17 protein-coding genes are annotated in these 23,753 nt (G+C 63.6%); 9 read left to right on the top strand and 8 right to left on the bottom strand.

All coding sequences use genetic code 11. From position 1 onward, the window contains the following. Positions 1–74 precede the first annotated feature (74 nt). From ileS to ACT2BZ_RS16265, 4 genes are all read right to left on the bottom strand, one after another. On the bottom strand, positions 75–3,044 hold the full coding sequence (gene ileS / locus ACT2BZ_RS16280; protein WP_457936169.1) for an isoleucine--tRNA ligase: 2,970 nt from the start codon (positions 3,042–3,044) through the stop codon (positions 75–77). A 273-nt stretch (positions 3,045–3,317) separates the two neighbouring features. Then, the gene (locus ACT2BZ_RS16275) at positions 3,318–4,136 is read right to left on the bottom strand and encodes a MipA/OmpV family protein (RefSeq protein ID WP_457941353.1); all 819 of its coding nucleotides are present in this window, start codon (positions 4,134–4,136) and stop codon (positions 3,318–3,320) included. A gap of 83 nt (positions 4,137–4,219) precedes the next feature. After that, positions 4,220–5,212: a bifunctional riboflavin kinase/FAD synthetase gene (locus tag ACT2BZ_RS16270; RefSeq protein WP_457936168.1), complete on the bottom strand. Its 993-nt coding sequence runs from the start codon at positions 5,210–5,212 to the stop codon at positions 4,220–4,222. An 8-nt stretch (positions 5,213–5,220) separates the two neighbouring features. Then, on the bottom strand, positions 5,221–6,081 hold the full coding sequence (locus ACT2BZ_RS16265; protein WP_457936167.1) for a TIGR01459 family HAD-type hydrolase: 861 nt from the start codon (positions 6,079–6,081) through the stop codon (positions 5,221–5,223). A gap of 188 nt (positions 6,082–6,269) precedes the next feature. On the opposite strand from ACT2BZ_RS16265, the gene ACT2BZ_RS16260 reads away from it, so the two are divergent. The 4 genes from ACT2BZ_RS16260 (at position 6,270) to ACT2BZ_RS16245 (ending at position 13,505) form a co-directional block, all read left to right on the top strand. Then, on the top strand, positions 6,270–7,460 hold the full coding sequence (locus ACT2BZ_RS16260; RefSeq protein WP_457936166.1) for an EAL domain-containing protein: 1,191 nt from the start codon (positions 6,270–6,272) through the stop codon (positions 7,458–7,460). Positions 7,461–7,604: 144 nt separating this feature from the next. Continuing rightward, positions 7,605–9,551 carry a hypothetical protein gene (locus ACT2BZ_RS16255; protein WP_457936165.1) on the top strand — a complete coding sequence of 649 codons (1,947 nt, stop codon included), beginning with the start codon at positions 7,605–7,607 and terminating at the stop codon, positions 9,549–9,551. Positions 9,552–9,747: 196 nt separating this feature from the next. After that, positions 9,748–11,718 carry a pilus assembly protein TadG-related protein gene (locus tag ACT2BZ_RS16250; RefSeq protein ID WP_457936164.1) on the top strand — a complete coding sequence of 657 codons (1,971 nt, stop codon included), beginning with the start codon at positions 9,748–9,750 and terminating at the stop codon, positions 11,716–11,718. A gap of 194 nt (positions 11,719–11,912) precedes the next feature. Continuing rightward, positions 11,913–13,505, top strand: coding sequence for an ABC-F family ATP-binding cassette domain-containing protein (locus ACT2BZ_RS16245; RefSeq protein WP_457936163.1), 1,593 nt, complete (start codon positions 11,913–11,915; stop codon positions 13,503–13,505). 24 nt (positions 13,506–13,529) lie between these two features. On the opposite strand, the gene ACT2BZ_RS16240 is transcribed toward ACT2BZ_RS16245, so the two are convergent. Genes ACT2BZ_RS16240 through ACT2BZ_RS16230 form a run of 3 tightly spaced genes read right to left on the bottom strand, consistent with a single transcriptional unit; the run spans position 13,530 to position 16,733 of the window. Next, positions 13,530–15,065, bottom strand: a complete 1,536-nt coding sequence (locus ACT2BZ_RS16240; RefSeq protein WP_457936162.1) for a DHA2 family efflux MFS transporter permease subunit — start codon at positions 15,063–15,065, stop codon at positions 13,530–13,532. A 28-nt stretch (positions 15,066–15,093) separates the two neighbouring features. Then, complete coding sequence (locus tag ACT2BZ_RS16235) at positions 15,094–16,257, bottom strand: HlyD family efflux transporter periplasmic adaptor subunit (protein WP_457936161.1); 1,164 nt, start codon at positions 16,255–16,257, stop codon at positions 15,094–15,096. Further along, on the bottom strand, positions 16,254–16,733 hold the full coding sequence (locus tag ACT2BZ_RS16230; protein WP_457941351.1) for a MarR family winged helix-turn-helix transcriptional regulator: 480 nt from the start codon (positions 16,731–16,733) through the stop codon (positions 16,254–16,256). Before ACT2BZ_RS16230 ends, ACT2BZ_RS16235 begins: the two co-directional genes overlap by 4 nt. Positions 16,734–17,002: 269 nt before the next feature. Between ACT2BZ_RS16230 and groES the strand changes: the two genes are divergently transcribed. The 3 genes from groES (at position 17,003) to ACT2BZ_RS16215 (ending at position 20,033) form a co-directional block, all read left to right on the top strand. Continuing rightward, entirely contained in the window at positions 17,003–17,299 is a 297-nt protein-coding gene (groES, locus tag ACT2BZ_RS16225; RefSeq protein WP_457936160.1) for a co-chaperone GroES, read from the top strand. A 74-nt stretch (positions 17,300–17,373) separates the two neighbouring features. Continuing rightward, positions 17,374–19,029, top strand: a complete 1,656-nt coding sequence (gene groL / locus ACT2BZ_RS16220) for a chaperonin GroEL (RefSeq protein WP_457936159.1) — start codon at positions 17,374–17,376, stop codon at positions 19,027–19,029. A gap of 227 nt (positions 19,030–19,256) precedes the next feature. Next, entirely contained in the window at positions 19,257–20,033 is a 777-nt protein-coding gene (locus ACT2BZ_RS16215; RefSeq protein WP_457936158.1) for a sulfite exporter TauE/SafE family protein, read from the top strand. A gap of 32 nt (positions 20,034–20,065) precedes the next feature. Here ACT2BZ_RS16215 and ACT2BZ_RS16210 read toward each other — a convergent pair whose 3' ends face one another. After that, positions 20,066–21,517, bottom strand: coding sequence for a patatin-like phospholipase family protein (locus ACT2BZ_RS16210; RefSeq protein ID WP_457936157.1), 1,452 nt, complete (start codon positions 21,515–21,517; stop codon positions 20,066–20,068). Between the two features lie 273 nt (positions 21,518–21,790). Between ACT2BZ_RS16210 and fumC the strand changes: the two genes are divergently transcribed. Then, on the top strand, positions 21,791–23,194 hold the full coding sequence (gene fumC / locus ACT2BZ_RS16205; protein WP_457936156.1) for a class II fumarate hydratase: 1,404 nt from the start codon (positions 21,791–21,793) through the stop codon (positions 23,192–23,194). A gap of 99 nt (positions 23,195–23,293) precedes the next feature. Continuing rightward, on the top strand, positions 23,294–23,713 hold the full coding sequence (locus ACT2BZ_RS16200) for a DoxX family protein (protein WP_457936155.1): 420 nt from the start codon (positions 23,294–23,296) through the stop codon (positions 23,711–23,713). Positions 23,714–23,753 lie beyond the last annotated feature (40 nt).

Below are 23,753 nucleotides of genomic sequence, written 5' to 3'. Positions count from 1 at the left end.
GCTATTATCTTAAGCAGCCGTCAAGGGCAACGACCGCGAAGAAAAGCCCGGCCTGCCGGACGCGGCGTCCCCTGTCAGAGACGCCCCGCCGATTGCAGTTCGTGCAGCACCTCGGCATCGCGCGCCGAGACATCCGGAAAGGCCGGATCGGAGCCCACGTCGGCCGTATAGCGCCATGAACGCGCGCATTTCCTGAGGCCGCGCGCCTCCGCCTTGTCGACGACGACCCCGACGCCGGCAACGTCCGGCAGGGTGAAGGCGCCCTCTGGTGCGGCGTCGTGGGAGACCGACCAGCCGCTTGTGATGCAGATCTCGGCCATGTCGACGCCGGCGATCTCGCTCTCCAGTTGCGGGTTGGACAGATGGACCACCGGAACCGCCTCGAGCGACGAGCCGATCGTCTTCTTGGCCCGCTCGATTTCCAGCGCACCCGTCACCACGCGGCGCACGTCGCGCACCTTGCGCCACTTTTTCTCCAGCCCGGCATCGCGCCAGTCGCCCGGAATTTCGGGAAACTGCTCGAGATGTATAGATTCCTTTTCCGGATAGCGGTCGAGGAAGGCCTCTTCCATCGTGAAGGGCAGCATCGGCGCCAGCCACGTCGTCAGGCAATCGAACAGGTGGCGTACCACCTGGACCGATGCCTTGCGCTTCGGGCTCGACGGCGCCTCGCAGTAGAGCGCGTCCTTGCGGATATCGAAATAGAAGGACGAGAGCTCGACCACCATGAAGTCCAGCAGCGTCCGCATCACCCGCTTGAAATCGAAGGCGTCGTAACCGGCACGCACCACCTGATCGAGTTCGGCAAGCCGGTTGAGCATAAGCCGTTCGAGCGCGGGCATCTCCGACACCGGCATCGAAACACCGTCGTCATGAGCGAGCGTGCCGAGCATCCAGCGGATGGTGTTGCGCAGTTTGCGATAGGCGTCGACATTGGTCTGCAGCACGTTCTTGCCGAGCCGCTGGTCTTCCCAATAGTCGGTCGTCACCACCCACAGGCGCAGGATATCGGCGCCGGACTGCTTGATGACGTCCTGCGGCACGACCGTGTTGCCGAGCGACTTCGACATCTTCCTGCCGTCCTCGGCCATGGTGAAGCCGTGCGTGACGACGGTATCGTAGGGCGCCCTGCCCCGCGTGCCGCAGCTTTCGAGCAACGAGGAGTGGAACCAGCCGCGATGCTGGTCGGAACCTTCGAGATAGACGTCGGCCGGCCATTTGAGATCCGGACGGTCCTCCAGCGTGAAGGCATGCGTCGAGCCCGAATCGAACCAGACGTCGAGAATGTCGGTGACCTGCAGCCACTTTGCCGGGTCGTGATTGCCGAGGAATCGTTCCTTGGCGCCTTCGGCGAACCAGGCATCGGCGCCCTCGGCCTCGAAGGCTTCCATGATGCGCGCATTGACCGCCTCGTCCTTCAGCACATTGCCGTCGGAATCGGCGAAGACGCAGATCGGCACGCCCCAGGCGCGCTGGCGCGACAGCACCCAGTCGGGCCGCTCCTCGATCATGGCACGCAGGCGGGTCTGGCCGGCGGCCGGCACGAAGCGCGTCGCGTCGATTGCCGCGAGCGCCCGGCTGCGCAGCGTCGAGTCGTCGCCCAGGTCCTTGTCCATGTGGACGAACCACTGCGGCGTGTTGCGGAAGATCACCGGCTTCTTGGAGCGCCAGCTATGCGGATAGGAGTGCTTCAGCCGGCCGCGCGCGAACAGCGCGTTGCGCGCGATCAGTTCCCCGATGACCGCCTTGTTGGCGTCGCCTTTCTTGCCATTGTCGTCGATGACGCGCGCCGCCCCGCCCTCACGGTCCGGTCCGAAGCCCGGCGCGTCCTTGGTGAAGAAGCCTGCGTCGTCGACGGTAAACGGGATTTTCGACGAGATGCCGCGTGCTTCGAGATCGCGCGCCGCGTCGGACCAGGCCTCGAAATCCTCGCGGCCATGGCCGGGTGCCGTATGGACGAATCCGGTGCCGGCGTCGTCGGTGACGTGGTCGCCGGCCAGCATCGGCACGGCAAACTCGTAGCCGCCGCCAAATCCCTTGAAGGGATGGGAAAGCACGAGACTTCCAAGCTCTTCGGCGGAAACGCTGCGAAGAAGATTCAGCGTCACCTTGGCCTTCTCGGCCGACGCATCGGCGAGCGCCGACGCAAAGATCAGCTTCTCGCCCGGCTGCGGGCCGAAATCGTTCTCGGCCGCGGTGACCTCGTAGAGCCCGTAGTTGATCCTTGGTGAGTAATTGACGGCACGGTTCCCGGGGATCGTCCATGGAGTCGTCGTCCAGATCACGACGTGTGCGCTCCACAAGTCTTCAGGCGTACGCTGTGGGTGAAACTCAACCTGTGATCCATCACGAACGATGTGCTGAGGAACCACCGGAAACTTCACCCAGATCGTGTCGGACTCGTAGTCCTGGTACTCGACCTCGGCCTCGGCCAGCGCTGTGCGCTCGACCACGCTCCACATCACCGGCTTGGAGCCGCGATAGAGCTGGTCGGACATGGCGAATTTCAGCAACTCTCCGGCGATGCGCGCTTCGGCGTGGAAATTCATCGTCGTGTAGGGATTGTCGAAATCGCCAAACACGCCGAGCCGCTGGAACTCTTCGCCCTGCACCTTGATCCAGCCGGCTGCGAAATCACGGCATTCCTGACGAAACTCGTTGACCGGCACCTCGTCCTTGTTCTTTCCGGCGGCGCGGTACTTTTCCTCGATCTTCCACTCGATCGGCAGGCCGTGGCAGTCCCAGCCGGGCACGTAATTCGAGTCGTAGCCGCGCATCTGGAAGGAACGGGTGATGACGTCCTTCAAGATCTTGTTCAGCGCATGGCCGATATGGATGTTGCCGTTGGCGTAGGGCGGGCCGTCATGCAGCACGTATTTCTCGCGGCCGGCGGCACTTTCGCGCAACCGCTTGTACATGCCCATTTCCTGCCAGCGCTTGACCAGCAGCGGCTCCTTGTCGGGCAGGCCGGCACGCATCGGAAAATCCGTCTGCGGCAGGTAGAGGGTCTTGGAATAGTCGATCTTGTCGGATGTGTCGGTCATGTCGCTTGCCAGGAATTGCCCGTCGGCCGAGGCCCGGACGTTGGATTATCATGAATCTGGAAATGCGCGAGGGTGGCCACGCAAGATGTCCCGGAGCTTCCGGCAGCCTCAGGCTGCGGGGAAGACCGGGCCGGTAATTCGTATCGAAATCGCAAAGTCTCTGGGTGCTTGCGTCATGGCTGCCGCTTCTAGACGAGGCGGGGCCAGGAATAAAGCATTTCCTGCCGGCACTGCATGTTCTGGCTTGCGCAGGCCGAACGCGGCGGACGCCGCCTACATCGTGAAGTCGAACCTGTAGCTCGTGGAAACGCCGAAGGTGAACTGGTTCACCGAGCCGCGTTCCTGCACGAGGCTGGAATCGGCTGCCGGTCCCACGAGGCGCTGATACTCGCCGAAAAGGCTGGTCGTGAACTGGTCGGTCGTCTTCCAGTCGATCGCGCCGCCGACGCCGACCGAACCGATGCCGCCGTCCGGATCGTATTCCGACAGACCGGATGCGATCGATTCCGCAGGCGTGACGCCGTAATAGGTGTCGAAATAGTCAGCCGAGGCGACCATCAGGCGGGGACCGCCGGAAATGCGGATCGCCGGGGTGACATCATGGAAGGCATCGGCTCGCAGTTCAGCGACCACGCCATCATGCGTCCTGATACCGTGCCGAACCTCGCCACGCACGCGCAGCCAATCGGTTGGGTAGAACTCCGCGAAGCCGCCGGCCTCACCGCCCCAGCGCACCGGGTCGAGGCCTGCCAGATCGTCCGAATCGCCGGCGTCGCGGGAGAACAGGAACTTGCCGTTCAGGCCGCCGCGCACTGCACCATTGTCGAACAGGGAAATCGAGATGTTGTCGTCACGCGAAGTGAAACGCGCCTCCGGGCCGGCCTTGCCGAGCGATATGATCGGCGACACCGCAAACATCATGTCGCTGGCGCCTTCGAAGTCGGGCGCCACCATGCCGGTTGCACCAAGCACCAGCTTCCAGTCGCCGTGCACCCAGTCGAACAGCCCGCTCCCCTCCTCGGCCGAAGCATGTCCGGCAAGGACGCTTGCTGCCGTGCAGAGCAGCGCGGAGAGTGTGAGTTTGCGGATCATGTCGCTCATTGTGCTGGAGGTCCGCCCTTTTGTCGGCCGATTGCGTAAAGTTTGAATTAAGGGCGAAGCGCCCGGCCCTTCGACTATGCCTCGCCGAACGCCACGGCCAGGTCAAGTGCAGAGAGGGGAATGGTTGCCGGCAGCAGCGCCCGCGCTTCCTCTTCGTCGCGCTTCATCTGGGCGACAAGCGGCTCGAGCCCGTCGAACTTCTGCTCGCCGCGCAGGAAGCCGAAGAACGACACCGAGCAGAATTCGCCATAGAGGTCGCCGGAGAAGTCGAAGACATATGTCTCCAGCAGCGGCGCGCCGCTTTCGGTGACCGTCGGCCGGCGACCGAAACTTGTAACGCCGTCATGGATCGAGCCGTCCGCCCTGCGAAACCGAACGGCATAGATCCCGTGTTTCAGCGCGACATTGTCGGGCAGCACCATGTTGGCGGTTGGGAAGCCCAGCGTCCGGCCCAGCCTCTGCCCCGGCACGATTTCGGCCTCGACCGTGTAGCGGTAACCGAGCTGACCGGCCGCCTCGGCTACGTCACCGGCCTCTAGCAGGCCGCGGATCCGGCTCGATGAAACGATCTCGGTGCTCTCGTCTCTGAAAGCATCGACCAGCGTCACGCCGAAACCGTGCTTTTCTCCGGCCTCCATCAGAAATGCCGGACCACCCTGCCGGCCCTTGCCGAAATGGAAGTCGAAGCCGGTTACCGCGTGGCTGATTCCAAGCCGGCCCTCGAGCACGTCAATCACGAAGGCATCGGCCGAGAGTTGCGAGAAGGCTTTCGTGAAAGGCTGTTCGACAACGGCTTGGAAACCCAGGTGCGAAAGCAGCCTCGCCTTCATGGGTGGCGGAGTCAGAATGAACATCGGAGCGTCCGGTCGGAAAACCGAGCGCGGGTGCGGATCAAAGGTCAGCACCAGCGCCGGCGCATCGCGCCGCTGCGCCTCCGCCAGGGCGCGCTCCAGTACGGCACGGTGGCCGCGGTGAACGCCGTCGAAATTGCCGATGGCAACTACACCGCCGCGCAGTGACGGATTCACTGGATCGACGCCGGTGACGCGTTGGAAGGCCGACCCCATTCGGCAGCCTAACGAAGCTTCGGCATCACGGCGACCGGCCGGAATCCATGCTTCTCGAGGAAGGCCGCGAGCCGCTCTGGATCGGGTTGGTCGGGATGGCCGTAGTCGGCGGCGTGGATTCCGCCGGATATGTACAGAGCATCGAAGCCGTTGTCGGCCGCGCCCTTGATGTCGGTCAGCATGCCGTCGCCGATGGCCAGCACCTCGCCGCGTTCGACCCCGCGGCCGAGCCGTTCCGAGACCGCCATCAGGGCCGCCTCATAGATGGGGGCATGCGGTTTGCCTGCAATCTGGGTCCGGCCGCCGATCAGCGCATAGTCGCGCGCCAGTGCACCGGCACACCAGACCAGCTTTTCCCCGCGCTCGACCACGATGTCGGGATTGGCGCAGATGAACGAAAGATCGCGCGCGCGAAGCCGCCTCAGCATCTCCACATAGTCGTCAGGGCTCTCGAGATCGTCATCGAAGAATCCCGTGCAGACGACGACCGAAGCCTCGAACTCCTCGACCAGTTCGACGTCCAGCCCGTCATAGAGGGTGGTGTCCCGGTCCGGTCCGAGGTGAAATATCTTGCGCGGCGCCTGCCTGATGAGATCCCGCGTCACATCGCCCGAGGTAACCACGCTGTCCCAGGCGCTGCCGGGAACACCGATCGCCTCGATCTGGGCGATGACGCTGTCGCAAGGCCGCGGTGCGTTGGTAATGAGCACGACCGGCATGCCGCCGTCACGCGCCTTGGCGAGGGCTGCCGCTGCATCCGGCGAGTGGGTGATGCCATTGTGAAGCACACCCCAGACGTCGCAGATGATCGCCTTGTAGCGGCTGGAAATCTGGTCGAGAGAGTCAATCGTTTCGGGCGCTTTCGCCATGTAAGGGCTTTCTCGACCATTGCGGATTTCGGATCAGGAAGCACCGGGATTAGCCGAACCTCCTCACCCTGTCACCCGAATTTGGCTGTGCTCCGGCATGTGAGGCGAAAATGGGCGCGCATTCGATGGAACTGCGCTAACCTGTCTGTTGCGCAAATTCGCGCGGCTCACAGGGGCGGTTGGAGTTTATGCAGCGGATACTCTTGGCGATCGGCGGCGCGGCGATACTGTGTGCGGTCGCAACCCTCCTGCTGCAACTGGCGATTGCCCAAGGCCTGCCCGTCGACGAGGTCGTGCTGCTGACGGCCATCGCAACGCTGATCCTTGCCGCCCTGGCGACGTTCCTCTCCTACCGGGCCATTACCCGTTCCAACGATGTTTCGCTCGAACTGGAGCGTTTGTCCCGGTCGATGGATGCCGCCATCAAGGACGTGTCGGCGCGCGGCGACCGCGACGCGGCCGTGCTCGGCAACCTCAGCGCCACCGTCTCGCGCAAGCTCGACGCGTTGTCGGGCAAGCGGACGGACACCTCGCACGACGACGGGCCTGGCAAGTCCGAGGCGACCGGCAAGCGCAGCAAGTCGGCCCGAAAACCCGATCAGAGTGGTTCTGACCATCTGGACCAGCCAGGCGTGGAGGCTGCCTTGCGGCGCGTTGCATCGACAAACGAGGCCGATCTCGCCCTGCAGCCGATCATCGCCGCCGGCCGCGGCGCCGCCGGCGGCTTCGAGGTGCATTTCCACATCCAGCCCGAAGAGGGAGAGCCCGTCGACATCCGGCGCCTGTCGCGCGAGGTGGATCGGCTCAGTTCGGCCGCGCTCGAACGGCTGGCCGTCGTGTCGGCGACAGAAGCCGCGCGCAAGCGGCCGGGCGACATCAACGACAAGATGCCGCTTCACGTGGCCATATCCAGCGCTCTGCTGGATGATGGGCTCGAGTTCGCCGCGGTGCTCGACATCTTCCGCCTCCACCCCGCGCTCGCCCATTCCATCGTCCTGTCGCTGCCGGCGGAACTGGTCGAGGCTGACGATCACCGTGCCCCGCTCGAGATTCTTTCAGGACTGGACATCGGTCTGGCGGCCGAAGACTGGACCGGCACGGCTGACGGTCTCGAAACGATCAAGAAGTCGAACTGCGCCTTCATCAAGCTGTCGGCCGATCGCCTGCTCGACAGGGGTACCCGTCGCTCGGGATCCCCGGCTGGAGCGGATCTGATCGCCATGATCGCCGATGCGGAAATAGAAATCATCGCGACCGATGTCGCAAGTGACGAGGATGCCGTCAGCCTGATCGACATCGGCATTGACCTCATGACCGGGGAACAACTGTCTCCGCCCAGACGGATAAAGGATGACGGTCGTGGGCCGCTGTCTGCGTGACATGAAATATCGAAAAATTCGGGCCCTGAAAGGTTAGCTGCAGGTTAACGCCGAGCCGAATATTAGAGCCAAGTTCAAAACTTGCAATTTAGAGCTTTGTGAGAAACTACCCTCCGATTCTTTGGATTTTGGGGGTGCACAAGCATGTTGCGCAAGTTTCTGAACGACATTCGCGGCAACTTCATCGTGCTGTCAGCGGTGGCAATGGTTCCCATCATGGGAGGCCTGGCTATCGCGGTTGATTATACCGAACTCTCGCGCCAGCGAGCCGCGACCATGAGCGCACTCGATGCTGCCGGTATCGCGACGGCACGACGCGTCGTCGACGGGGCAACCGACACTGAACTGGTTGCCTACGCCAAGGACTTCTTCGAAGCCAATCTGGGCACAGTCGAGCCGGAGAATACCAATCTTACCGTTCTGCTGCCGAGCAACAATACGGGCGGCGGAACGCTCAGGCTCTCGGCGACGCTGAAATACAAGCCGATGTTCCTGCCGACGGCCGCGATGCTGATCGGCAAGTCCGACACGCAAACCGATGTCGATTTTTCGGTCACGTCCGAAGTGCGCCTGAAGAACACGCTTGAAGTTGCCCTGGTGCTCGACAATTCGGGCTCCATGAGCAATTACGGCTCGGGTACCGGCGACCGCCGCATCACGCTTCTCAAGGCTGCCGCCAAGCAGCTCGTCGAGACGCTGGCCGCACAGGCCTCCCAGATGAAGCAGGTCCAGAAGCCGGTCCAGTTCGGCCTTGTCCCATTCTCCGCTTCAGTCAATGTCGGCCCGGGCTTCGATTCCGCAAGCTGGATGGACACCACGGGCATCTCGCCGGTCCACCACGAGAATTTCGACTGGTCGACGATGACCGCTCTCAACAACCCGCTGAAGTTTGCCCAGAAGGTGGGCGACGTCTGGTACAAGCGCGGCATCGGCTGGGGCGATACCGAGAACCAGCCCCTGACGCGCTTCAGCCTCTACCAGGACATGATCGTGCAGTCGGGCCGCGAGGAAATCCCGAACTCGCAGGAATATGTCTGCACGCGGTACCGCAGGAACGGTACGTGCAGGGACGGCTACTGGACGGAGCCCGACTACACCTACACGACCAGCCAGTTCGCATCCTGGCAGGGCTGCGTCGAGGCGCGCCCCGTGCCGTACAACAATGACGACACCACGCCTTCCAGCAGCAATCCGGCGACGCTGTTCGTGCCGATGTTTGCGCCCGACGAGGCCAAGCACCTTTGGCGCGACCTCAACGACGACGGCTACAACGACCTGAACAACGACAGCTTCGGCTACTACAATAGCTGGTGGACGGACTGGAGCGATTCAGGCGCCCTCTCCCGCCAGACGGACATGCGCAAGTATTTCCGGGTCAAGCCGTACGATGCCCCGAACGCGGGATCAGGCGCCGGCCCGAACTATTCGTGCACCACCAATCCGATCACGCCGCTGCAGGACGTTACCAAGGCCGAAGGCAAGGACGTCATCCTTGACGCGATCGACGACATGGAGCCGACGGGCAATACCAACGTGCCGGAAGGCACGGCATGGGGCTGGCGCGTCGTGTCCGGTGGCGAACCCTTCACCGAAGGTCGCCCGGATGCCGAGAAAGGCAATGACAAGGTGATCATCGTGCTCACCGACGGCGCCAACACCTATGGCGATCTCGGCTCGACGGACGACGCAGGCAACAAGTCGACCTATGCCGCCTATGGCTATGTCGGCAAGAAGTTTGCCTCCAGCGAGCCGACGACCCGCCTCTTCAAGGGCACGAGCAACGCCATCAACAAGACCAACTACTCGTCGTCCAACTACACCGCCGCTCTGGATGAGCAGATGCAGAAGGTGTGCGCCAACGCGAAGACTGCCGGCGTCCTGGTGATGACGGTCTCGCTCGACCTCAGCGAATCGAACACCTCCGAGAAGAAGGCGATCGACGCCCTCAAGGCCTGTTCTTCGGAATCGCGCTTCCGCCGGGGCCCGGACGGTCAGCCGGCCAAGCTCTACTGGAACGCCACGGGCGCCACGCTCGCCGAGAAGTTCAAGGAAATTGCCGACGAACTGTCGAACCTGCGCATCGTCGGATAAGCGCGAGACAGCGACGAAATCGGGACGCCCCGCCACACCGGCGGGGCGTCTTTTCTTTCGCCCAGCGCCGCCCGGCCGAATGGTTAGCGGCGCTTCAACAGGATGCGTGGAAATCGAGCGGATTCGCAAAGCATGCGTTCAACCCTTTGTGGAAGGATCGCAGCACAGAACTCAGATGCGGCGGGGGCCGCAGCACATGATTTGGAAGTTCCTAAGGGACAAGCGCGGCAATTTTGCAATGATGATGGGCGCAGCCATGCTGCCCATCATGGGAAGTATCGCGCTGGCCGTCGATTTCAGCGAAATGAACCGTCAGAAGCAGGCGACCGTAAACGCCCTTGACGCCGCTGGCATCGCCACCGCGAGGCAGGTAGCAACCGGAGCCTCGGACGAGGCGCTGATCACCTATGCCAAGAACTTTTTCGAGGCCAACCTCGGTTCGGTTGATCCGGCCGACACCACGCTCAGCGTCCAGTTGCCGAACAACCAGTTCGGCGGTGGTACGCTGAAGCTCAAGGCAGTGCTCAACTACCAGCCCTATTTCCTGCCGTCGTTCGCGGCACTGCTCGGCAAGGCCGACGGCCAGGACGGGTCGGAGATCAGCTTTGCGGCGCTTAGCGAGATCCGCCTCAAGAACACGCTCGAAGTGGCTCTGGTGCTCGACAACTCCGGTTCGATGAACAACACCGGCACGGGGTCCGGCCAAAAGCGCATCGACCTCCTGAAGGTCGCGGCCAAACAACTCGTCGACACGCTGGCGCTCGAGGCTGCGCAGATCAAGCAGGTCGCCAAGCCGGTGCAGTTCGCGCTCGTGCCATTCGCCGCCTCCGTCAATGTCGGACCGAGCAACGCCGCCGCTTCCTGGATGGATGTCGAGGGCCTTTCGCCGGTCCACCACGAGACCTTCGACTGGGCGTCGCTGACGAACCCCAACAAGAAGGCCCAGAAGGTCGGCGGAATTTGGCGCAAGAAGGGCACCGGCTGGGGCGCGGAAGAGAACGAGATCCTGTCCCGCTTCTCGCTCTACAAGGACATGAAGCAGGTTAGCGACCGCGAATGGGTGGTGACCGGCCAGCAATATGTCTGCACGCGCTATTGGTCTAACGGCTCTTGCCGGGAGGGCCGCTGGACCGAAACCGGCTATTACGACGAAACAATCTCGACCTATGCGAGTTGGCAGGGCTGCGTGGAAGCACGTCCCTACCCCTACAATGTGAACGATGCGCCGCCGGCTGGCGCGACCGCGAATACGGGCATCGGCTTCGGCGACCCGGCGACAATGTTCGTGCCGATGTTCGCGCCCGACGAGCCGGGCGACCGCTGGGCCACCGAAGCAGATCCGAGCCCGGACAATTTAAGCGCTGCCAACAACTGGTGGAACGACGGAACCGAAAGCAGTTCCGGCTCCACGCGGCAGAAGAACATGGGCAAGTATTTCGATGTCCGGCCATACGGGGCAACGTCGCCGCAGGGTACGGGTCCGAGCTACAGCTGCACCACCAAACCGATCACCACGCTCACCGATGTAACCAATGCCACGGGCCTCGCCACAATCAAGGCGGCGATCGATCAGATGGCGCCCAACGGCGGCACCAATGTGCCGGAGGGAATGGCCTGGGGATGGCGCACCGTCTCGGGCGGCGAGCCGTTCACCGAGGGTCGGCCCGACAGCGAGAAGGGCAACGACAAGGTCATTATCGTTCTGACCGATGGCGAGAACACCTATTACACGCCAGGTTCGCTCGGCTACAGCGACCCCGCGGATTCCAAGTCAATCTATTCGTCTTACGGCTACCTCAAGCCTGGCTACAATGGTTCGGGCGTCGGACGGTTGTTCTCCGGCACGAGCTCTGCAATCGGCCAGTACGACTATTCCAACGGCAACTACACAAACGCCCTGAACGAACAGATGAGCACGCTGTGCGAAAACGCCAAGGCCGCCAACGTGCTGGTCATGACGGTTTCGCTCGACCTCAACACTGGCAACTCGGGTGAGAACAAGGCAATTCAGGCGCTGAAGAAATGCGCCTCGGATTCGCGTTTCCGCAAGGATTCGGTCGACCCTACGAAACCGGCCAAGCTCTACTGGAACGCCACGGGTTCGAACCTTGCCGACAAGTTCAAGGAAATCGCCAACGAGTTGTCCAACCTGCGCATCGTGGGCTAGCGCAGGACTAGAGCGGTGGCCCCGGCGGCCGCAGTTACTCGCGAATACTTGCAGAATGTTGCCGGCGACGCCTTGAAGGGACATCGCCGGTCGCCTAGATCGTGGCAACAAGTCAACAGACAGAGTGTGTGCAGCAATGGATTTCTCCCGGAAAGCAAAGCGTCTTCTTTCTTGCTCTCGGGAAATCCAACTTTATGTCCGCTTCCATCACACTCTCGAATCTCTCGTGGTCGCTGCCTGACGGGCGGCCTCTTCTCTCTGACATTGATCTGACATTCAGCAGCGAGCGAACCGGTCTCGTCGGGCGCAACGGCGCCGGGAAGACCACGCTAGTCCGCCTGATTGCGGGTGAACTGCATCCGCAGGCGGGAAATGTCAGCATCAACGGTACACTCGGCAGGCTGCGGCAGGTCGTGCAGACCGATCCCGGCCTGACGATCGCCAACCTGTGCGGTGCCGCCGGGGCGCTCGACCTGCTGCGCCGGGCGGAAGCCGGTGAAGCGTCCGTGGACGAACTCGCCGAGGCTGACTGGACGGTAGAAGCCCGGCTGGCGTCGGCGCTCGCAAGGCTCGGCCTGGAGATCGAACCCGATGCGCGCCTCGGCAGTCTTTCGGGTGGCCAGCAAACCCGCGCCGCATTGGCAGCGCTGGTCTTTGCAGAGCCTGATTTCCTGCTGCTCGACGAGCCGACGAACAACCTCGACCGCGACGGCCGACAGGCGGTTGTCGATCTGCTGGCAGGCTGGCGCGGCGGCGCTATCGTCGTCAGCCATGACCGGGACCTGCTGGAGACGATGGACGCCATCGTCGAGCTGAGCTCGCTCGGCGCGGCGCGATATGGCGGCAACTGGAGCCGGTACCGCGCCCGCAAGTCGCTCGAACTTTCGGCGGCGCAGGACGCGCTGGCAGACGCCGAGCGCCATGCCGCGGCAGTCGTCCGAAGCGCCCAGGCGGTGGCGGAGCGCAAGGCCCGCAAGGACAGCGTCGGGCGCAAGAAGGCGGCAAGAGGCGACATGCCCAAGATCATGGTCGGCGCCCGCAAGAACCGGAGCGAAGGCACCAGCGGCGCAAATCAGCGGCTGGCGGACAACCGCCGGGCCGAAGCCGAAGACCAGGTCGCCGCGGCGCGCGCCAGGCTCGAGATCCTGCAGCAGGCCACGATGACCCTGGCGGCGACCGGCCTGCCCGCCGGCAAGAGCGTCCTGCAGGTCGAGGGTCTGACCGGCGGCCACGTTCCGGGCCAGCCGGTTATCCGGGACCTTTCCTTTTCGATCACCGGACCGGAACGCGTTGCCGTGACGGGGCCCAACGGGTCGGGAAAGACGACCTTCCTCGCCCTGTTGACCGGCAAGCTGGCACCCTCGGCGGGCACGGTCCGGGTGATGGCGCGCCACGCCCTTCTCGACCAACGCGTCAGCCTGCTTGAGGCCTCGCAGACCGTCCTGGAAAATTTCCGCCGCATCAACCCGCAGGCCGACGACAATGCCTGCCGCCGTGCCCTCGCCCGCTACATGTTCCGCGCCGAGGCGGCGTTGCAGACTGTTTCGCTGTTGAGCGGCGGCCAGATCCTCCGCGCCGGGCTTGCCTGCGTGCTCGGCGGAACGGAGCCCCCGCAACTGCTGATCCTCGACGAACCGACGAACCACCTCGACATAGAATCGATCGAAGCCGTCGAAGCCGGCCTCCGCTCCTATGACGGCGCACTGCTCGTCGTCAGCCACGACGATGCCTTTCTGGAAGCCGTCGGCGTGACCCGGCGGCTGGTCTTTCCGGCAGCCGGCAGATGATTCCTGGGATAAGGCCTGCGGCCACTAGTCCATGTGCGCGGCGGCGGGCGCTCCGGCGCCGGGCGGTGCCTCAGGCTTGCGCAGCAGCAGCGCCAGCGGGATCGCACATAGCGTGATGATCATCATCAGCTTGAAGTCATCGATATAGGAGATCATCTGCGCCTGGATGTTGACCAGACCGTCGATCTTGCTCAGCGCGGCCGGGTCGCCGGCCGCGGCCAGAGGCGACGCCTCGATCAGGTTCGGGTTGAAGGGTGTCATGCCGGCCGAAAGCTCGGCGTGATTGACCTGGATGTTGCGCGTCAGCAGGACAGAGACGACCGAGATGCCGATCGATGATCCGATGTTGCGCACCAGGCTGAAGAGACTTGCGGCGTCGGTCCTGAAGCGCGGCTCGAGCGTCGCGAAGGCGACGGTCGACAGCGGCACGAAGACCAGGCCCAGCCCGAGTCCCTGGATCACGCCGGTGAAGATGATCGGCCAGCTGTCCATCTGCGGCGTGAAGCCGGTCATTTCGTAGAGCGAGAACGCCGTCAGCATCAGGCCTGCGACAACCAGCTTGCGGGGATCGACGAGGCGCACCAGCCGGCCAACGATGATCATCGAGATCATCGTTCCGACCCCGCGCGGGGCCATGACCAGGCCCGTCGTGATGACCGGGTATTCGAAAATGCGCGACAGCATCGGCGGCAGCAGCGCCAGGCTTGCCAGAAGGATGATGCCGACGACGAAGATGAACACCAGCCCGGTCGCGAAATTGCGGTCCATGAAGATTCTGGGCTCGATGAAGGGATTGGCCGACTTCATGATGTGAACGGCAAAGACCCAGAAGCCGGTGATTGCCAGTCCGAGTTCGATCCAGATCTCGATCGACGAGAACCAGTCGACCTCGCCGCCGCGGTCGAGCATCAGCTGCAACGCGCCGACGCCCAGTGACAGCATGGCAAAGCCGAAGAAATCGAAGCCGCGCAGGCGCCTGGCGACCGACGGCAGATAGGCGGCGCAGCCGAGAAAGGCGACGATGCCGACCGGCAGGTTGATAAAGAAGACCCAACGCCAGTTATAGCTTTCGGTCAGCCAGCCGCCGAGCGTCGGGCCGATGATCGGCCCGACCATGATGCCGGCGCCCCACATGGCCATCGCCGAGCCGTGCCGCTCCTTGGGATTGATGTCGAGCAGGAAGGTTTGCGACAGCGGCACGATGGCTGCGCCGAACAGCCCCTGCATCAAGCGGAACGCCACCATGCTTTCGAGGCTCCATGACACGCCGCAGGCCATGGAGGTGACGGTGAAGCCCACGACGGAACCGAGGAAAACCTCCTTGCGACCGAGCCGGTCGGACAGCCAGCCCGTGACGGGTGTCATGATGGCCGCCGCGACGATGTAGGAGGTCAACACCCAGTTGATCGTGTCGCGCGAGGCGCCGAGATCGCCCGTCATCGACGGCAGCGCGACATTGGCGATCGTCGTGTCGAGCACCTGCATGATCGTGGCCAGCATCACCGAAAGCGTGATCAGGCCGCGATGCGGCACTTCCTTGAAAGGAGCGTTCTCGTTCATGGCCGGGACTTCTTGGGACTGGCGGCCGCTACTGTGCCGCCGCCGCGCTGCCGAACAGACCGCCGACAGTTCGCACGAATCCGGTGTCGACGGTGACGGTAGCACTCAATCCGCTGTGCAGCGGTTCCTTGGCGGCCCGCTCGTCGAGCTTCACCCGCACGGGCACGCGCTGCGTGACCTTGACCCAGTTGCCGGTGGCATTCTGCGCCGGCAGCAGAGAGAATTCGGCGCCGGTGCCGGCCCCGACGCTCTCCACGGTGCCGTGCAGGACGTTGTCCGGATAGGTGTCGAGCGTGACCTCGGCGGGCTGGCCCGGCCGCAGGTGGGTAAGTTGCGTTTCCTTGAAGTTGGCCTCGACCCAGGTGTCGCCGGTTTCCACCAGGCTGAACAGCGGGGTGCCTGCCGCGACGACCTGCCCGACCTTGAAGGACGCCGCCTGTGCGACGATGCCGTCCGCCGGCGCGCGCACCGTGGTCTGGGCGAGGTTGTAGGCCGCCTTGTCGCGCGCGGCGAGCGCCGCCAGCACGGTCGGATGCTTGTCCGTCTCGATGTCGGGGTTACCGAGCAAGCCGGCCTTCGCGCTCTCGATGCCCTGCAGGGCGGCGGCCCGTTCCTGCTCCGCCTTCTCGAGATCGCGGCGCGCCTCGTCGAGCGAGGAGGTCGCGCTGATGCCCTTCTTGGCGAGGTCCGTGCTGCGCTGGAACTGCGCCTTGGCGTAGTCGAGTTCGCCGGCGGCAACCTGTTCCTGCGCCACGGCCTGGCTGTAGCCGGCGCGAAGCTGCTCGACCTGCATGCGCGCTGCCGCAAGCGCGGCGTCGGCCTGCGCCAGAGCGATGCGATAGGGTTCGGGATCGACAACGAACAGCACGTCATTGGCGCGCACCGGCTGGTTGTCGCCGACATTCACCTCGACGATGCGTCCCGCCGCCTCCGACGAGATCGTCACCCTGGCCTTGCGAAGGTTTGCGTTCTCGGTTTCCTCGTAGCGTCCGCCCGTCAGCCAGAAATAGCCGCCTCCGGCAACCAGCGCGAGCGGCACGGCGATCATCAGCAGGAAGCGGCCGCCACGGCGCTTTTTTGCCGGTGCCGATGTCTCCGCGACGGGCTGTGCCCCGGTCCGCTCCACAGGCGAAGCCGGGTTGTCGAGTTCGATCTCGGTGGCGTCTTCATTCGCTTTTGCGACGGCGTTCATCTTGCATTGCCCTTTTGGACGGTGGTCTGGCAGGCCGACAACGCATCGCCGTCGGAAAGGTTGGTGACGATGGTCTCAAGCGCTTTGACGAGGATACGCTTCTCCTCGTCCGAGAGCCCTTCCAGGGCGGCGTCGTAGACGTCGCCGGCCACGCTCTTGATGGCGGCAAAGGTTTCGCGGCTCTTGTCGGTCGGAAAGATCATGCGCACGCGGCGGTCGCTGGCGTCCTGGCGACGCTCGATCCAGCCGCCCTCCTCCATGCGGTCGAGCAGTCTCGACACGCTGATCGGCTCGATTTCCAGCAATTCGGCAAGCCTTGCCTGCGCCACCCCCTCTTCCTTGACGAGGCGCACCATCAGCCGCCACTGCGCGGCGGACAGGCCATAGCCGCTGCCCTTCGCCTCGAAGCGCTTGCGCAGCAGCCGCGCCGAGTCGTGGATCAGGAATCCGAGCTTGTCGATGCCGTCGATGGTCATAAGCGGCATATATTATAAGCATGCTTATGGAACAAGGGCCTTGGCAGCCGGCCCGGGGATTTTTTTGCTGCAATGCAAAATCGGCTATGTTAGGTCACCCTCGATTTCCCAGCGCCGCTACGACTTGTCGGCCGCTCCCCCCTTTTTCTTGACAGCAAAAGCGCCAGCCACTATCTGAGCGCTGCATTAGCACTCACCCATGGTGAGTGCTAACAGTCCGGCGCCGCCGGACGGAGGACATCTCAAACACCCGCACGAGGACTAAAAAGATGGCAAAGTCGAAATTCCGGCCGCTGCACGACCGCGTGGTCGTCCGCCGCCTCGAATCCGAAGCTAAGACGGCTGGCGGGATCATCATCCCCGACACGGCCAAGGAAAAGCCGCAGGAAGGCGAGATCATCGCCGTTGGTTCGGGCGCACGCGACGAGGCCGGCAAGCTGGTCCCGCTGGACGTCAAGGCCGGCGACCGCATCCTGTTTGGCAAGTGGTCAGGCACCGAAGTCAAGCTCAACGGCGAAGACCTTCTGATCATGAAGGAATCCGACATCATGGGCGTCATCGGCTGATCCAGCCGACCCTCGCCTATTCACCTGAATCAGGCCTATCTGAAATTCGGACCTAGAGGTCCAGGAGCAACACAATGGCTGCTAAAGACGTAAAATTCTCCCGCGATGCCCGCGAGCGCATGCTGCGCGGCATCAACATTCTTGCCGACGCCGTCAAGGTCACGCTCGGCCCCAAGGGCCGCAACGTCGTCATCGACAAGTCGTTCGGCGCACCGCGCATCACCAAGGACGGCGTCACCGTCGCCAAGGAAATCGAGCTTGAAGACAAGTTCGAGAACATGGGCGCGCAGATGATCCGCGAAGTCGCCTCCAAGACCAACGACATCGCCGGCGACGGCACCACGACCGCAACGGTGCTGGCTCAGTCGATCGTCCAGGAAGGCCACAAGTCGGTTGCTGCCGGCATGAACCCGATGGACCTGAAGCGCGGCATCGACCTCGCGGTTTCGGAAGTCGTGGCGTTCCTCAACAAGAACACCAAGAAGATCAAGACCTCCGAGGAAGTTGCCCAGGTCGGCACGATCTCGGCAAACGGCGAAGTCGAAATCGGCGAGATGATCGCCAAGGCGATGCAGAAGGTCGGCAACGAGGGTGTCATCACCGTCGAGGAAGCCAAGACCGCCGAGACCGAACTGGAAGTCGTCGAAGGCATGCAGTTCGACCGCGGCTACCTGTCGCCCTACTTCGTCACCAACCCGGACAAGATGGTTGCTGACCTTGAGGATGCCTACATCCTCCTGCACGAGAAGAAGCTCTCCAACCTGCAGGCCATGCTGCCGATCCTTGAGGCTGTCGTTCAGACCTCGAAGCCGCTCGTCATCATCTCGGAAGACGTCGAAGGCGAGGCTCTGGCCACGCTCGTCGTCAACAAGCTGCGTGGCGGCCTGAAGATCGCTGCCGTCAAGGCGCCGGGCTTCGGTGATCGTCGCAAGGCCATGCTGGAAGACATCGCCATCCTCACGGGCGGCCAGGTCATCTCCGAAGACATCGGCATCAAGCTCGAGAACGTGACGCTGGCCATGCTCGGCCGCGCCAAGAAGGTGTCGATCTCCAAGGAGAACACCATCATCGTCGACGGCGCCGGCAAGAAGGCCGAGATCCAGGGCCGCGTTGCCCAGATCAAGCAGCAGATCGAAGAGACCACGTCGGACTACGACAAGGAGAAGCTGCAGGAACGTCTGGCCAAGCTCGCCGGCGGTGTTGCTGTCATCCGCGTTGGCGGTGCGACCGAAGTCGAAGTCAAGGAAAAGAAGGACCGCGTCGACGACGCCCTCAACGCGACCCGTGCGGCCGTGGAAGAAGGCATTGTTGCAGGCGGTGGCGTTGCACTGCTTCGCGCTTCGCTCGCCATCAAGGCGACCGGCGCCAACTCCGACCAGCAGGCTGGCATCAACATCGTTCGTCGCGCTCTGCAGGCTCCGGCCCGCCAGATCGCAACCAACGCCGGTGCGGAAGCTTCGATCGTTGCAGGCAAGATCCTTGAGAACAAGGGTGTCACCTTCGGCTACAACGCCCAGACCGGCGAATATGGCGACATGATCGCCATGGGCATCGTCGACCCGATGAAGGTCGTTCGTACGGCCCTGCAGGATGCGGCATCGGTTGCCGGCCTGCTCGTCACCACCGAAGCCATGATCGCCGAGTCCCCCAAGAAGGACAATGGCGGCGGCGGCGGCATGCCAGGCGGCATGGGCGGCGGAATGGGCGGCATGGGCGGCATGGACTTCTAGTCCAGCCAGACCAGTCTTCTGTTACGGAAAGGGCGGCCCTCGGGCCGCCCTTTTCTGTTTGCGCATGATCGGTCTATCCAGACGCTTCCCAGCCGGCGATCGCCCTTCGCGCGCCACAGCATCGAACGACGCAACTGCATGCTCCGGAAGACCTGAAATCTGGAATATCCTTGCCTTGGCTATAGCCCTGCATGCGCCTAGGTTCGCGTCCGTCACCGAGGCCGCCCATGGAAGAATTCCTGCTGTTTGTCGTTGTGGGCTTTCTCGCCCAGGCCGTTGATGGCGCGCTTGGCATGGCCTACGGCGTCATCTCCTCGACGACGCTGCTGGCCTTTGGCGTTCCGCCCGCACATGCCTCGGCGGCCGTCCACGCGGCCGAGCTGTTCACCACCGCCGCCTCGGGCTCGGCGCATCTCTATCACCGCAACATCGACTGGAAGCTCTTCCGGCTCCTCGCGCCGTTCGGCATCATTGGCGGCTGCCTTGGCGCCTTCATCCTTACCTCGGTGGACGGTTCCGTGATGAAGCCCTTCGTCACCACCTATCTGGCCCTGGTCGGGGCCTGGCTGGTCGCACGCTCCTTCCGCAAGATTCCGAGCAATCCGGTTCACGGCGCTATCGTCGCACCGCTTGGCGCGGCTGGCGGCTTCATGGATGCGGTCGGCGGCGGCGGCTGGGGACCAATCGTCACCACCGGCCTGCTCGGCGCAGGCGCGCCACCGCGCTATGTCATCGGCACGGTAAATGCTTCCGAGTTCCTGATCACGCTGGCCGTGTCACTGACCTTCCTGATCGCCCTGCTCACGGGACACTGGTCGGAAGCGGGCGACCTCATCAGCAATCTCTCGGCTGTGGCCGGACTCGTCGTCGGCGGCCTCTTTGCCGCGCCGCTCGCCGGCTACTTCGTGAAGACGATGAGCGAGACCTTCCTGCTCAGGCTGGTCGGCATCCTCATCATGCTGCTCGCCGGATGGCAGACCGCGCAGCTTTCCGGCTGGCTCTGAGGGCGGATCGCCATCCTTGTTTTGATGCCGTCCTATTGGCCGGCGTCCGCGGCCATCCGCGGGGATGCGCCAACGCCGGCAAGGCGCCGGATACGCGCCACGGCGGCCTGGAAATCGGCATTGTTGCGCACGACCTGGCGGCCGGCGGCGATGGTGGCATCGATGTCGTTCACCGGCAGCGACAGGCGTGTCGCGACACGGTTTACCCTCGCCCGTTCCGTCGGCTCGAGGTCGTCGAAGGACAGGTGCTGGACCACCAGCGCAACGTCGCGGCAGTTCCAGCCCGAGGTCGTGCCGCGATACTTCCTCACGGTCGAAGCCGGCAGCGAGCAGCGGTAGGCGACAAGTTGGCTGCGCCAGTTGGTCACCGCCAGCCGCAGCGCATCGAACTCGTCACGTACCGAGGCGGTGATGCCGGTGCTTGAAATGGCGCTGATCAGGTCGGGTAGCTTCGGGCCGTGGAGCGACTTGTTCCAGTCGATGCCGCTGTCGCGGCCGGCGTCAACGACGAGGAACATCAGCGTGTCGAGCTTGACGGCCTCATCCGGCGCCAGCGGGCCGTATGGCGTCTGCGCCGCCGCCCGCTCGAGCGTAAAGCCGGTTACGCCGATATTGTCCGTCAGCCCGCCGTCGAGCAGCTTCACGTACTCCGGCCGCGTGGCGTTCTGGTAGGAATCGAGCGCACGCGCATAGGCCTGCAGCCGAATCGAGGCGTTGCGGTCCTCAAGGGCGCGCTGCAGCCACTCGGGCCGCTGGTAGCCGCAGTTCGGCGACGTCGCCTCGACGACGACGGGGGTGAAGACGACAGGCACCGCAGCCGAAGCGGCAACCGCATCGGAAAGCCGCACATGGTCCAGGTTGCTGCAGAGCGCCGCAAACGTGTCATAGGTGAAGAGGAAGGGCGTCCGGTTGTTGATGTCTGAGGAATTGATCCAGACGATGGGCGCGTTCTTCCACTTGAAACTGCTGAATGTCGCGCTGTCGAACAGGTTCTTGTCAAGCCACCTGGCGAAGGACGAGCGGTCGTTGACGCCGCCGTAATAGGCTCGGATCAGATTGACCGGCGAGGTTGTCGAGGTCTTCATGTAGGCTTCGGCATCCTGGATCAGGAAGCGCTCGCGAAGGTCTCGATAGCCGTCCCTGCCGCGAAAGCCGAAATAGGCTGCCGCGACCGAACCGCCGGAGGCGCCGGAAATCATGCGGATATCGTCGACGAGCGTGCGCCTCGCCGGCTTTTCGTCGATCACCGTGTCGTCGAGTTCGCGCAGCACGCCATAGGCGAAGGCGGTCGCGCGGGTGCCGCCGCCCGAAAAGGCCAGTCCCACTACCGTTGAGCCGTCGTCGCCCGGAACGGGGATGAACTGCGGCGACGGCTGGCCAACAGTCGTGGTCAGTTCGTTTATCGGGCCGACATCCATGCCGACGCATCCGGCGAGCGGTGCTGCCACCGCCAGGACTTTCGCCAGATCCCCCCAGTTGCCCATGAATGCCTCGATCCCTTGGATCGGAAGCCTAGCCGAAGGTACGCCGCACGAGCAACCTGCGCCGCGCTCGGTGACTTTCCCGGCGGCGTCGGGCCACCCCAATTCCAGGCGCCAGACCGCACGTCCGGAGGCAACTCCCCGCGACAGGCGCCCGGAAAGAGCAAACGATTGTTCATTCAACCGATTTTGGCCCTGCCTGCCGGCGCCTGTCCCCTTGAAGCCGATTGTGCAACGCGATAGGCCATGGCCGACCTTTGAAGCGGAGGACGACCGGTGAGCGCCAGCAAGCAGACATTCAGGACCGAGACTGACACATTCGGCCCGATCGATGTGCCCTCCGACCGCTACTGGGGCGCCCAGGCCCAGCGCTCGCTCGGCAACTTCAAGATTGGCTGGGAGAAGCAGCCCCTGTCGATCGTGCGGGCATTGGGAATCGTCAAGCGGGCGGCGGCGGAAGCCAACATGGATCTCGGCCGCCTCGACCCGACGATCGGCAAGGCCATCGTCGCGGCGGCCCAGGAAGTCATCGACGGCAAGCTCGACGATCACTTTCCGCTGGTCGTCTGGCAAACCGGCTCCGGCACCCAGTCCAACATGAACGCCAACGAGGTCATCTCGAACCGCGCCATCGAGATGCTTGGCGGGGTCATGGGCTCGAAGAAGCCGGTGCATCCCAACGACCACGTCAACATGAGCCAGTCGTCGAACGACACCTATCCGACGGCCATGCATGTGGCCTGCGCAGAACGCATCCATCACGACCTGCTTCCGGCCCTGAACCACCTGCTCGCGGCGCTGGAAGCCAAGGTCAAGGCCTTCGATCACATCGTCAAGATCGGCCGCACCCATACCCAGGACGCGACCCCCTTGACGCTCGGCCAGGAATTCTCGGGCTATGCGGCGCAGGTCGCCTCGTCGATCAAGCGCATCGAGCTGACCCTGCCCGGCCTGATGGAACTGGCACAAGGCGGCACCGCGGTCGGAACAGGCCTCAACGCGCCTGTCGGCTTCGCCGAGAAGGTCGCTGAAAAGATCGCGTCGATCGCCGGCCTGCCCTTCGTCACGGCTCCCAACAAGTTCGAGGCGCTCGCCGCGCATGATGCAATGGTGTTTTCGCACGGCGCGATCAACGCCGCGGCAGCAGCGATCTTCAAGATCGCCAACGATATCCGCTTGCTTGGCTCGGGCCCCCGGTCTGGCCTCGGCGAGCTTTCCCTGCCGGAAAACGAGCCGGGTTCATCGATCATGCCCGGAAAGGTCAACCCGACCCAGTGCGAGGCGCTGACGCAGGTCTGCATCCAGATCTTCGGCAACAACTCGGCAATCGCCTTCGCTGGAAGCCAGGGCCATTTCGAGCTCAATGTCTACAATCCGCTGATGGCCTACAACTTCCTGCAGTCCGTGCAGCTGATGGCCGATTCCGCGATCTCCTTCACCGACAATTGCGTCGTCGGCATCGAGGCCCGCGAGGACAACATCAAGGCGGCGCTGGACCGGTCGCTGATGCTGGTGACCGCGCTCGCTCCGAAAATCGGCTACGACAATGCGGCCAAGATCGCCAAGAACGCGCATCGCAACGGCACGACGCTCCGCGAGGAGGCGCTTGCGACCGGACTCGTCACCGAGGCGGATTACGACCGGCTGGTTCGGCCAGAAGACATGACCCATCCCGGATAGCTGGATTGTGAACGATGTGTCGTTGATTGCGTGGCTTTAGTGAACACAAGAACTGAACTACCTTTAGCGCAACGTTCATCCCTCCAGGAGTTCACGAAGATGTCCATCACCACCACCGCCACCAGTTCCTCGCCCTCCACCGTCAACGCAGCCGTCCTGATCGGACGCATCTTTCTGGCGGTAATGTTTGTGCTTGCCGGATACAGCAAGCTCACCGCCATCGGCGCGACCGCCGGCTGGTTCGAGAGCCTCGGCCTGCCCATGCCGAGCGTCGTCACCGTCGTCGCCGGTCTGGTCGAACTCGTTGGCGGCCTCGCCATCATTGCCGGTTTCCAGACCCGCATCGCCGCGCTGGTCATCGCCGCCTTCACGGTCGGCGCAACGCTGATCGCCCATATGGATTTCGCCGACCAGACACAGCAGCTCTTCTTCATGAAGAACCTTGCCGTCACGGGCGGTCTGCTGGTTCTCGCCGCCTTCGGCGCCGGCGCCTATTCGCTGGACGCACGCCGCGGCTGATTTCCCCAAACCAATGACGAAGAACGCCCCGGCCGGTCCC

The organism is Mesorhizobium sp. 10J20-29 (assembly GCF_054130485.1).
This window is presented reverse-complemented; position numbering and strand designations above follow the sequence as displayed.